The sequence below is a fragment of the Lysinibacillus sp. NPDC059133 genome, assembly GCF_042755925.1.
GTDB lineage: Bacteria > Bacillota > Bacilli > Bacillales_A > Planococcaceae > Lysinibacillus.
Window position 1 is genome coordinate 1 of record NZ_JBHZDH010000054.1, and the last position, 11,697, is coordinate 11,697.

Genomic DNA, 11,697 nt, shown 5'->3' on the forward strand with positions numbered 1-11,697 from the left:
TAAAAGCGAAAATCAATCACTACATGGTCTATTACAATAATTATCGTTATCAATGGAATCTAAAAAGGATGGCTCCTGTGCAATACAGAAACCATTTCTTAGCTGCTTAATCTCTTTTTTTAGTTTGTCCTTGACTTGGGTACCACATTAATGTCTGAATCTGAGGAGTCTCTTTATTAATAATTTATCGTTGTATCTAATATATTTAATTTAATTGAATTAACCTACTTATTTCACTAGTTTTAATAATGCTTTAATATTCGTCACAATAATTGATAAAGCTTCTGCTGTCATATTTGGATGAATGGGCAAAGTCAACGCTTTTTCATACCACTCTTCTGCAATCGGGCATAATCCACGTTCATAACCTAATTGCTGATAATAAGGATGCCAATAGACCGGGATGTAATGTACATGAACTCCAATATTCAATGATCTCATTTGTTCAAACACGAACTTTCGAGAAATCCCATTAAGCTGAAGCATATACAAATGCCAGCCTGAATTAGTTCCTTCTAGCTGTTGTGGAACAATAATTCCTTTAACATCTTGAAATGCTTCGGTATAAAAAGCTGCGATGTCACGACGTTGTTGAATGAAAGTATCAAGTTTTTTCAACTGAGATAAGCCGAGTGCTGCCTGTAAGTCCGTCATGCGGTAATTATAACCAAGGTCCATCATTTCGTAGTACCATCCACCCTGATTACTAGAATATTCAGTATGCTCAATGCCATGACTACGGAATAATTGTAATTTACGATAGTATTCCTCATCATTTGTTACTATAATACCACCTTCAGCTGTCGTAATCGGCTTAACGGGATGAAAGCTAAACATTGTCATATCAGCTTGTGTCCCAACTTTTTTACCTTTATATTCAGCACCTAGTGAATGCGCGCCATCTTCAATAACAACTAAGTTATGTTTACATGCAATATCCATGATTGCATCCATATCTGCTGGCTGACCTGTAAAATCAACAGGGATTATTGCCTTTGTACGTGAGGTAATGTTCTTTTTTATTTCAGTGGGATTAATGTTATATGTCTCTTCATCGATATCTGCGAAAACAACCTTCCCTCCCATATAGCGTATACAGTTAGCACTAGCCGCAAATGTAATAGGTGAAGTGATTACCTCATCCCCTTCATCTATTCCTGCCGCATAACACGCTGCGTGAAGTGCCGCTGTTCCATTGCAAAAAGCTACTGCATATTGTGCACCAACATAATCAGCAATTGTCTGCTCAAATTGTTTTATTTTTGGACCTTGTGTTAAAAAAGGAGAGCGCAGTGTTTCAATTACTGCCTGTATATCTTCTTCGCTGATAGATTGACAACCGTATGATAAAAAAGATTCAAGCTTATTCATCTCATTCCCTCTCTCTTAATTATTTCCGGAAACTATACTTTGTTGAATAGTATTATTTAAATTAGGAATTTCAGGATTTACAAGGAGGAATTCGAATATATCAAGACATGTAACTGATGTACTTTTAAAGTTCTTTGCAATTAAGCTACATACTAGAAAATCTTCAATCGTATCAATAGTTAATCTAAATTGAGGATATTTTCTATCTTCAGATACTTCGAAATTTTTTCTAATAAATTTTATACCATTTTGATATAAGTAAAGTGTTACATGTTCAAGATATTTTTCTTCCAATACCAATTGACTTATTTCTTTTAATGCCTCTAGCTTTACAAGCTCTATAGCCAATCCTCTACTCCAATTTTCTCTAATAACCCATATATCAAAATTATCATCTTGCATTGCTAGTTCAATTACTTCATTCGCTATTTCAAAGTCTACAAAAGGACAGTCTGCTGTTACTCGAATAATATATTCCAGATTATATTTTTCAGCACATTGGATATATCTCTCTAAAACATTATTTTCATTTCCTCTAAAATAAGCAACATCATTAGCAATACACCATTCTACAATAGCATCGTCTTCTGATGAAATTGTAGTTGCAATAATAATTTCATTTATATGATTCATTAGTTTACATCTTTCTACCACATAGCTTAAAACCGCTTTATTATCTAGTTGTTTTAATACTTTCCCTGGTAATCTTGTAGACCCCATTCGTGCTTGAATAATTACACCTATGTTCATTTCATATCACCATATGTTTCTAAAATAATTTGTGCTATTCTTTGTGTTGCTTTCCCATCTAATACCTTTAATGCTTGATTCCTTATTTTATTTAAATTTTCGAGATCTCCTAATATAAGGTTCAAAAAATCACACGCTTGATCAATACTTCCTAAATTAATTAATAAATTCTCAAGTGCAAGAGACCTCACATATTCACCCATATAATTCCATTCTACTGAGCATACATTAACTCCACAATACATAGCTTCATACGAAGACATCCCTCCCATATTTATCAGTACATCAATATCTTTATAAAATTCAGGCATATTTGGAGCTAATAAAATTTCTATATTTAAAATACACAATTCATTAATAATTTTTAGGAACTTATTATATCTATTTTTATTGTTCACGACGATTTTAAAAAAATAACTTTTATTCAGTTCTTTTCTAAGAATATCCTTTAAAAAAGTACTTGTTAAATTGTCTGGATCAGACCCACCAAACATAACTCCTATTTTTTTTACTTCCTGTTTGTTTAAATAGGTACCACGCGATAAATCAGATCTTATAATTTGATACTTCAATCCTACAAAACTTTTTACAGATGATTTCGGTCTAATAAGTTTATCCGTATTAATAAATATATTAGGTTCTACTTCTTGTAAAGTTGCGTCATTTAAAGAAATCGTGTAATCAAATGTATAACTTGAGTAAATGTGTTTTGTAACATCGTCTATAAATGGAAAGTCACTAACAAGTAAAACCTTACTTGGTTTTCTTTCAAGCAAGGTCTTAAACTTATTACTTATATCATTTTGGTTAAAGAAAATGTATGTATCTTTGCTACCGAACGAAAAATTATTTTCATCATCAATCATTACCAAAAAATAGATATCTTTTGCGAAATTTTTTAACTCTCTATAAATTTCTTTCATTCTTATGAAATTTCCAAATCCAGATTTCTCAGTTAATAAAGTATGGAAAATAATCATTTAAAATACTTCCATTCCAGTACTGTATGCTTCTTAAGTTTTTGGTTCACTTTAAGACCAAGAACTTTATTTAGATCTCTAGGTTCAATGCCCCAACCTGGTCTTGTAAATTTCACATCACTTTCCCAAATAGATTGACCTACTTCTATATCTGTGTTCAAAACAATAGACCTAATAGAAGTTTTCCGTTCACCAATCTCGGATTTAGCTATTTGTTTTCTAGAAGAGCCTAAAGCCATCTCTATGTTTCGTATTTCATCAACCATAAATTTCATGTCTTTTGGATCCATGCTAAACCAATGATCAGGTCCCTCTAAATTTTTGTCTAACGTAAAATGCTTTTCAATAACTTTCGCTCCTAGCACAACTGCCCCTATAGCTGCAGTAGCTCCTGTAGTATGATCTGAAAAACCAATAATTTTATCTGGATATTGAAGCTTTAGGGTTTGAATTGTTTTTAAATTCATATCTTCCATAGGAGATGGATATTGGGCAACACAATGCATAATTACCATATCCTTTGTACCATTATTCTCTAATGTACAAATTGCTTCATCTGCTTCTCCTATAGTACATTTCCCTAATGATAACATGACAGGCTTTCTAGTTTGTCCAATATGCTGTAACATAGGTAAGTAATTCACATCAGAGGCAGCGATTTTAAAGCAAGGTACTTCTAGTTGATTTAAAAAGTCTACACCATCTATACTAAATGGTGTAGAAAAAGGAACCAAACCTAGTTTTCTCGAATATTCAAAAATTTCATGATGCCATTCTCTTTGTAAAGAGAGCTTATTAAACATATCACCAATAGGTTCTGTAACTTCTTTCCCACTCACTCCATATGTAATAAAACGCTCATAATCAGAGAGTAACTCTTCTGCTGTATAGGTTTGAAATTTAACTGCATCTACCCCACATGCAAATGCTGCATCAATTGTTTTTTTTATAAGTGTTAAATCATTATTATGGTTAGCACCTATTTCTGCTACAATAAATACGGGTTCATTATTACCTATTAATTTATCTCCTACTTTAAATGTCATCGCTGTTTGTCCCTTCTAAAGTAACTAAATTTTCGGAGTAGTCAATCTTTCGTTCAATTCCATATATGCATTCATAAGTGAACCTTTCATGAAGAAATTCCAGATATTCGCTCTTCCAACTAATAACAAATCATCATAATTTCTTTGATATTCTTTTCTCTAATTGAACTACTGAAGACGGAATATATCTTTAATATAAAATTACCGCCGATTTATTCTGCCTACAGAAGCTTTTATATACTCTAGTAGTCCTATAACATATAGTATTTTACATCACTCAATTAACTACTTCTCTACAGTGAAAATCCACCAACTATTTTTTTGTTCTAACTGATTTTTCCAATAATCTTCTCTTTCAATATTTATAATCTTGAAGCCAGTACTTTCTAATAATTCTTTTGCTTCTTCTAATGATAAAAATGTATAAAGCATATTTCTATAACTTGGATAGCGATCATCATTTAAAATATACGTTTGCTCCGATACTTTTTTACCAGTTTGAAACATATCATCTTCGTTTGTTCTAAAGTTTACAATAGATTTTCCACCTACTTTTAACAAATTAAAAATATGTTGTAAATCCTGTTTCATTTCCTCAAATTGTCGCAAAAATGCAACTCCATAAAGTAAGATAACATCAAATGTTTCATTTTGATAATCAAGTTCTTCAATAGAGTGCAAGCTCAATTTTTGTAGTCCACTGTAGTTCTTTAATTTATCATTAGCTATCTTCAAACATTCTTCACTGTAATCTGTACCGTATGTTTGAAAACCATAGTCTAAAAGTAACTTCAAATGTCTACCAGAGCCAAAGCCTATATCTAATGCTTTTTTAGAGCTATTTACCTCTATGTCTTTATAATTCCTAGCTAAAAATGCAACAATCCTTTCATTCGGATATAGCATAACATTTTTTTTTATTTCTTTAGTCCAAGCAATTTTATTTTGTAAATCACTATTGTTCATTCTACATCTTCTCCACTTCTATTTCTTCTAAAATTTTTTTATAATTCTTATATAATTGTTTCCGATTTGTTGATTCTAAAAGAATATATCCTCTATTTATAGTATCTTGACCTGTTTTAATAGGTTCTACTATATCCCCTATATTTAAATTAATCTCGCTTTTTACAACTACGAATTTATCTAAATCTGGAAGTGATTGCACCTTTCCTGGTGGTACATCTAAATAAAACATTCCTACTACATTATTACGAGTAAGTTTTTTTACATTTTCTTCACCGAAAGCTAACATATTAATCATATTATGTACAGGATTGTATCCTATTGCTAAAGGCAGAAAATTATACATAATCCCTAACCCAGCAGGTCTCAAAGACATTTCAACAAAATAAACAAACTTTTCATTGATTATTACATCAATATTCCCTATACAACATAAATCGTTTTTCTCATTTTCAAAGGCTCGATATAACTCTTCACCTATTCTCTTTTTAAGTTCAACTTTAGTATCATCAAATTCGTAAATATAGCCAACTTCTTGTCTATAGGGTAGATCACTCATAATTTTATCTCTAATAGCAATTATTTGAATATTACCTTGCTTAATTTGAAAATCTACGCCATACTCTACTCCCTCTATATACTGTTCAATTATAAGCGCCTCATTACTTAGCAAATTTTCTAATGAATATTGTACAGCGTCTATAATTTCATTTTTCTTAAAAATAGATATTACTCCCCTACTACCAGATCCTTTTTCTGGTTTAAGAATACAAGGCAAACCTACATTTCTAATAATTCCCTTTATATATTTAGCAGTTATATTTTCTCCCTCTATTACTTGTTTTTTAGGGTTAAACAATGACCTCGTTTTTAAAAACTCGGAATATTTACTTTTCACAGTCATTTTCAATGCCATTTCTTTTGTAACACCTGGAAGATTTAAAGTATCATTAATACTTCCTATTGTTTTTAAAAGATAGCCTATAGTTGAAGGAATAATAAATTTAATATTTTTATCTTTTATTTTATGAATAATTTCATCTTCATTTTTCAAGTCAATTTCGTAGAATTCATCAACAATTTCCTTTACAAAATCACTTATCACTCTATCTATTGCTATTACATAGAATTGCTTCGATTTAGCATATTGAATTGCTTCGATTTGTTCAACACCGGTACCAATTGCTAATATCTTAATTTTGGATAGAGACACGATTATCACTTCCTCATGTTTAACAAACTCAGTTTAAAGATTTTCAGCAAGTTCTTTTAACTCTAGCATAGTTAACCATTCTTTATTTTTATCACTCGTGTATTCAAAGCCTTCTGGTAATTTCTTTCCACCTTCTGTAAACTTCGGTGACCAAAACGGGAACTCAGGTTGAATTACATAGTAATTATCGAACTCCACTGTATGACGCGCATCGTCTTCCATAATCATTGCTTCATGTAATTTCTCACCAGGTCTAATTCCAATTATTTCAATTTCGCATTCTGGTGCAATAGCTTTAGCCAAATCTGTTACCTTCATACTAGGAATTTTTGGTACAAAAATTTCACCACCATACATACGCTCTAAATTATCTAGAACAAATTGTACACCTTGGTCTAAAGTAATCCAAAAACGAGTCATACGTTCATCTGTAATTGGTAACTTTCTTTTGTCTTTAATCTTTTTAAAAAATGGAACAACACTACCACGGCTTCCTACTACATTACCATAGCGCACGACCGCAAAACGTGTTTTCTTTTCTCCAACATAAGCATTGGCTGCAACAAATAGTTTATCAGATGCTAGTTTTGTCGCACCATATAAATTCACCGGTGAGCAAGCTTTATCCGTTGATAGTGCAATGACTCTTTCTACACCGCGATCGATTGCCGCTTCTATAATATTTTGTGCACCGTGAATATTCGTTTTTACAGCCTCAAACGGATTATATTCACATGCATCTACATGTTTCATCGCTGCCGCATGAATAACAATATCCACATCATCAAATGCTCGATATAAACGCTCTTTATCCCGTACATCTCCAATAAAAAATCGAATTCGCTCATCTTTAAATTCCTGCTTCATTTCGTATTGCTTCAGTTCATCACGGCTGAAGACGATTACTTTTTTCACATCTTCATTAAGTATCTTACGTATAAATTTCTTACCAAAGGAGCCTGTACCACCTGTTACTAGCACAGTTTTATTATCTAACACCATCATTTAAAAACTCCTATCTTAAATCTTAATAATTAAGTATATTTCCTACGAGATTTAATTTTCAAACCCATTATTATATCGACAATTCATCTTAATCATAAAGATAAAACTGTTAATCTATAGTTTTTTTTATAAGTGCATAAAATCGTTCTTCATTTATTAATGGGACGCCTTCTATTTTTGCCCCTTTTTCAGCTGTATTGTACACTTGGCATTTGCTTACCCTACATTTTCGATTAAACCATCTTAAATAGCTATTTAAATTAGGTAACGTTTTAATGAGTTCTTGAGTATTAGATTCTATTTCAATAAACTCCTCGTCCATTAATAATTCTCTTCCAGAAGTAGAATTCATAGCATGCGTATTTTCATTAGCAAAACCTAAATCCTGACCAAACAAGATTATTGTCCTAAACTCTAAATACTCTAACAAACTATAGCCCGCTGTAGCTACAGACCCACCAGTTTCTAATAAGGGATAGGATTTTTTTTCCACAAAACACTCAGCCAGATCATATCCTTCTTGCATCAAAATACTTTTTTTTCCTTGGTGTTGCCTTACAGTATTAAAATCTGCAGTACTTAAAAAGAAGAGGTCGCCTGTATACCCTGAATCATTAAATTGATCAACAATATTTGATTGACAATCCGTTATAATTACGGCATCTGGGACAATATTTTCTTTTAGTAGTACTTTCAGGGCAGAACCTACGCATAGCAGATATACCTTACTCCTAATATTTCCCAACCACTTTTTTGTTAAATTCAGGGATGGTCCACTAGAAATTAGGCAAGCGATATTTGTATTTTGCATATTTTCTTTATACTCTGTCAGACCAAAATAATTTTGCTGTACATTTTCGTGAAAATTTTTCCTCATCATTGAAAAAAAACGCTTGTAAGACATCTGCTTTATTTTTATATCCATCAACAAATAATAAAGTGGATGGCCTTTGTCCATTACTTGTAACCAAACATGCGGCATGATAATTTGAAAGTCATTCGGGATAGATATTTCTTTAAAGTCTGTTGTGATAGTTATATTATCTAACAATTTTTCGCTATAGTATACAGATTGATATAACGCTATTTCTTTTTCATCTAAGGCAAAAACAATAATCGGCTTTTTCTCTTCTACTAAATTTGCTAAAGCTTTTAAATGATAGCCTAATCCTAACCCTATTAATAAATACCCTTTAGCTTCATTATTAATTTCACTTTCAATAAACTTTTTCACCTCTGTAAGGGGACGGTACTTGCTATACAATAATATATTATTTACCTTTAATGTAGCGTTGCCATCATGAGCATCAAATTTTTCGAATTCCATTATATTCGAGAAGCTCCTGATTCTATATCTTTAAAGAATGGAGCAATTTCATATTCAAATATATCTGCTACTAAATTATAATCTCCGATAGATAGCCCCTCATTTATTTCTCCCAGGTAATCTATAATCTTCGTCATATCGAATCCTATCGACACATTGTTTGCTTGTAATAGCCTACTTGCTTCAACTACCCAGCAAGCCCCTTCCGAGAAATCTTTAATATGACCAAGAGCTTCCGCAATCTGGTCATCACGTAGGACATTTGCAATCATCATACAACCTTCAGGTAGTCCCCCAATATACTCGTTAAAACTTAAAATTGTTTCGTTCAACAAATCATTCATATTTTGTAACCTCACATTAATTTATTGGCATTTTCTATCATATCTAAAACATATTGTTTCGAAGTATAAAAAACTTCTAATAATCTTGAATAAAGCTCTTTATTCTGATTATATACTCTTTGATAAGCTTCCTTATCACTCTCATTAGGGGTTGGTTCATAATTACGTAGGACATTTATCGTAATTGGATCGAATATATGATTCATCGCAGTTTTTGTCTTATATTTTTTAATTGATTTATCTATCTTATCCAACTCAAGTAAAACACTTTTTTCAAATACCGTATTCGAATTATTTCTCTCCAATTTTGCCAGACCAACTTGAATTTGACTAATAAGCTTATTATAAATCACTATTTCATCCTGCATTTTACTGATGAAAATATCCTTATTTATATCATGCGGTTTAAAATGAATACTTACTTCTATGCTATCTTCTCCATTAATAAATAGTTTGCAAAATTCCAAGAAGGAAAGTTGTTCCATTCCTTCTATTTTGGCTCCACCCTCTGTACAATTAAAAATTGGCGCCGAATGCTGTATTTGCTTATTTAGCCTTTCAAAATCCCTCTTCATAAGCAAAAATGCATAGTCAGTTAGAATTTTATCATTATAATAGCCTGTTATTTCAAACATTCCACGCTCTTTCATATAGGCTTCATCTACTTCTACAAAGTGTTTGTTGCTATCCTCATGCGATTTATTATCAGTGTATGCCAAATCCTGTCCAATAATCGCAACAGGTCCCTTCGTCATATAGCAAGCTACTGAAAAAGCAAAGTTGGCTACTGAAGCTCCGCCTGTAATAAGTGGGACTTCAATATTAAATTTCTCCATGATATATTTTCGAAAATCACTGTCTCCACCATCTAAAAGAGCATACTTTCTATTTAAAAATATCTCCTGTATTTTATAATGGCTACTGAATCCGAAAATTAAGTGAGACTTAATATCGCTAATCTCTTTAAAATGACTATAATTTGCCTTTCCCCCATCTATTGATACTACATAATCAGGTTCTATTCCATGGTGTTTTAAGGAGTTAATAGTAGAACCTGAAGCTATCGTGATAACTTGATTCCTAACTTTTTTCAGCAACGGAATTTGTTTTTTTAAAGAAGGCCCCCCTGAAATAACAACAACAGGACAATTATATTGTTTTTCTAATTCTTTAACTGAGTGACTTCTAAATGTATGTAAGAGATTATGTATATAATTTTCCTGCCATTCGTAGGAGAATCGCCTTGTTGTGTTTTCTCTAACTTGATGAAGTCTTTGGATTCTTTTGACGCTCTCTAAAACACTTAAGTACTCTTCCTTAAAAATTTTATCGTAATTAGGTGAGCATATCACCTTCACCTTAGCACTTAAATTCTTTAAAGCGGTACTTATAGTTTCCTCAATAATTTCACTCTTTATTTCCTCAAGCAATATATAGTCATTATTTTTCCCTACAGTATCAGAAAGCTCTCTACAAAGCGGATCTATAACAATTAACATTTCCTTTTTAGTTATTTGATTTTTTAATTCATTAACGATATATCCTAAACCATGACCAAAAACTACGTGAACAAAATTTGGTTCAAACTCTTTTTCCACGATTCTCTTTGCTTCCTGGATAGGATTATATTTGCTATGTAAAAAGTAATCATTAACTTTAATAGTTTGTAGATTATTAATAGTAGGTAAGTATTCTATTTTATATTTACTCAAATTCAGCCACCTCTCATTTATTATCGACTGTAAAATAAAAAAATAAAGGAATCTGTCAAAAAGAAGACAGATTCCTTTATCTTATACCAAACGCTATTCAATTATTGTAATAATTGAAGAACGCCTTGTGGTTGTTGATTAGCTTGAGCTAACATAGATTGAGCTGCTTGCATTAAGATGTTGTTTTTAGTGAAGCCCATCATTTCTTTAGCCATGTCAGTATCACGAATACGAGATTCTGCAGCTGTTAAGTTTTCAGAAGTCGCACCTAAGTTGTTGATAGTGTGCTCTAAACGGTTTTGTACCGCCCCTAAATCCGAACGAGTAGCAGAAACTGTAGTTAAAGCATTGTTAATTGTTGTAATTGCATCATCTGCAGCAGTTTGAGAAGAGATGCTTAATCCAGAAACACCGATTGCACCTGCACTCATACTATCAATTGAAAGACTGATGTTTTGTCCTTCGTTCGCACCAATATGGAATGCTTTAGTAGCAAATGAACCGTTTAATAATTTTTGAGTGTTGAACTCTGTGTTGTTTGCAATACGTGTGATCTCTTCAGAAAGTGCATTGATTTCTTTTTGTAAATCGCCACGGTCAGAAGTTACGTTTGTATCATTCGCAGATTGTACTGCCAATTCACGCATACGTTGTAGGATAGCGTGTGTTTCGTTAAGAGCACCCTCAGCAGTTTGGATTAAAGAGATTGAATCTTGAGCGTTTTTAGTTGCCATGTCAAGACCACGGATTTGGCCACGCATTTTTTCAGAGATTGCTAAACCAGCAGCATCGTCACCAGCGCGGTTGATTTTGTAACCTGAAGATAATTTCTCAAGGTTTTTAGAAGCTTGAGTGTTGTTGAATGCTAGGTTACGGTGTGTGTTTAAAGCTGAAATGTTGTGTTGAATTCTCATTTGGAATTCCTCCTTGAATGTTTGTTTTGTCATTCCACATCCGTGTGGAATTTCGGATTAGGTAGTATG

The 11,697-nt window shown here is 32.2% G+C and carries 12 protein-coding genes; 1 reads left to right on the top strand and 11 read right to left on the bottom strand.

The genetic code is table 11. The features are described 5' to 3' along the window. Positions 1–110, top strand: a 110-nt coding sequence (locus tag ACFXN8_RS21450; RefSeq protein WP_386847596.1) for an IS3 family transposase, incomplete at its 5' end; no start/stop codon positions are given. Positions 111–228: 118 nt separating this feature from the next. On the opposite strand, the gene pseC is transcribed toward ACFXN8_RS21450, so the two are convergent. The 11 genes from pseC to ACFXN8_RS21505 all read right to left on the bottom strand — a co-directional run bounded on the left by pseC (position 229) and on the right by ACFXN8_RS21505 (position 11,628). Continuing rightward, positions 229–1,371: a UDP-4-amino-4,6-dideoxy-N-acetyl-beta-L-altrosamine transaminase gene (gene pseC / locus ACFXN8_RS21455; protein WP_386847566.1), complete on the bottom strand. Its 1,143-nt coding sequence runs from the start codon at positions 1,369–1,371 to the stop codon at positions 229–231. Between the two features lie 15 nt (positions 1,372–1,386). After that, entirely contained in the window at positions 1,387–2,121 is a 735-nt protein-coding gene (locus ACFXN8_RS21460) for a cytidylyltransferase domain-containing protein (RefSeq protein ID WP_386847567.1), read from the bottom strand. Continuing rightward, on the bottom strand, positions 2,118–3,101 hold the full coding sequence (locus ACFXN8_RS21465; RefSeq protein ID WP_386847568.1) for a hypothetical protein: 984 nt from the start codon (positions 3,099–3,101) through the stop codon (positions 2,118–2,120). The genes ACFXN8_RS21460 and ACFXN8_RS21465 overlap by 4 nt, the downstream gene beginning before the upstream one ends. Continuing rightward, positions 3,098–4,147, bottom strand: a complete 1,050-nt coding sequence (locus tag ACFXN8_RS21470; protein WP_386847569.1) for an N-acetylneuraminate synthase family protein — start codon at positions 4,145–4,147, stop codon at positions 3,098–3,100. Before ACFXN8_RS21470 ends, ACFXN8_RS21465 begins: the two co-directional genes overlap by 4 nt. 285 nt (positions 4,148–4,432) lie before the next feature. Beyond that, positions 4,433–5,113, bottom strand: a complete 681-nt coding sequence (locus ACFXN8_RS21475; RefSeq protein ID WP_386847570.1) for a class I SAM-dependent methyltransferase — start codon at positions 5,111–5,113, stop codon at positions 4,433–4,435. A gap of 1 nt (position 5,114) precedes the next feature. Next, complete coding sequence (locus ACFXN8_RS21480) at positions 5,115–6,326, bottom strand: ATP-grasp domain-containing protein (protein ID WP_386847571.1); 1,212 nt, start codon at positions 6,324–6,326, stop codon at positions 5,115–5,117. A 33-nt stretch (positions 6,327–6,359) separates the two neighbouring features. Then, entirely contained in the window at positions 6,360–7,331 is a 972-nt protein-coding gene (gene pseB / locus ACFXN8_RS21485) for a UDP-N-acetylglucosamine 4,6-dehydratase (inverting) (protein ID WP_386847572.1), read from the bottom strand. A 109-nt stretch (positions 7,332–7,440) separates the two neighbouring features. After that, positions 7,441–8,658, bottom strand: coding sequence for a 6-hydroxymethylpterin diphosphokinase MptE-like protein (locus ACFXN8_RS21490; RefSeq protein WP_386847573.1), 1,218 nt, complete (start codon positions 8,656–8,658; stop codon positions 7,441–7,443). Continuing rightward, on the bottom strand, positions 8,658–9,002 hold the full coding sequence (locus ACFXN8_RS21495; protein ID WP_386847574.1) for a nuclear hormone receptor family protein: 345 nt from the start codon (positions 9,000–9,002) through the stop codon (positions 8,658–8,660). The genes ACFXN8_RS21490 and ACFXN8_RS21495 overlap by 1 nt, the downstream gene beginning before the upstream one ends. Positions 9,003–9,013: 11 nt before the next feature. Next, positions 9,014–10,714, bottom strand: a complete 1,701-nt coding sequence (locus ACFXN8_RS21500) for a motility associated factor glycosyltransferase family protein (protein ID WP_386847575.1) — start codon at positions 10,712–10,714, stop codon at positions 9,014–9,016. Between the two features lie 101 nt (positions 10,715–10,815). Next, entirely contained in the window at positions 10,816–11,628 is an 813-nt protein-coding gene (locus ACFXN8_RS21505) for a flagellin N-terminal helical domain-containing protein (protein ID WP_386847576.1), read from the bottom strand. Positions 11,629–11,697 lie beyond the last annotated feature (69 nt).

Excerpts from the sequence above, each read along its gene's own strand:
- pseC (WP_386847566.1), bottom strand. The coding sequence starts at position 1,371 with ATGAATAAGCTTGAATCTTTTTTATCATACGGTTGTCAATCTATCAGC.
- ACFXN8_RS21460 (WP_386847567.1), bottom strand. The coding sequence starts at position 2,121 with ATGAACATAGGTGTAATTATTCAAGCACGAATGGGGTCTACAAGATTA.
- ACFXN8_RS21465 (WP_386847568.1), bottom strand. The coding sequence starts at position 3,101 with ATGATTATTTTCCATACTTTATTAACTGAGAAATCTGGATTTGGAAAT.
- ACFXN8_RS21470 (WP_386847569.1), bottom strand. The coding sequence starts at position 4,147 with ATGACATTTAAAGTAGGAGATAAATTAATAGGTAATAATGAACCCGTA.
- ACFXN8_RS21475 (WP_386847570.1), bottom strand. The coding sequence starts at position 5,113 with ATGAACAATAGTGATTTACAAAATAAAATTGCTTGGACTAAAGAAATA.
- pseB (WP_386847572.1), bottom strand. The coding sequence starts at position 7,331 with ATGATGGTGTTAGATAATAAAACTGTGCTAGTAACAGGTGGTACAGGC.
- ACFXN8_RS21490 (WP_386847573.1), bottom strand. The coding sequence starts at position 8,658 with ATGGAATTCGAAAAATTTGATGCTCATGATGGCAACGCTACATTAAAG.
- ACFXN8_RS21495 (WP_386847574.1), bottom strand. The coding sequence starts at position 9,002 with ATGAATGATTTGTTGAACGAAACAATTTTAAGTTTTAACGAGTATATT.
- ACFXN8_RS21505 (WP_386847576.1), bottom strand. The coding sequence starts at position 11,628 with ATGAGAATTCAACACAACATTTCAGCTTTAAACACACACCGTAACCTA.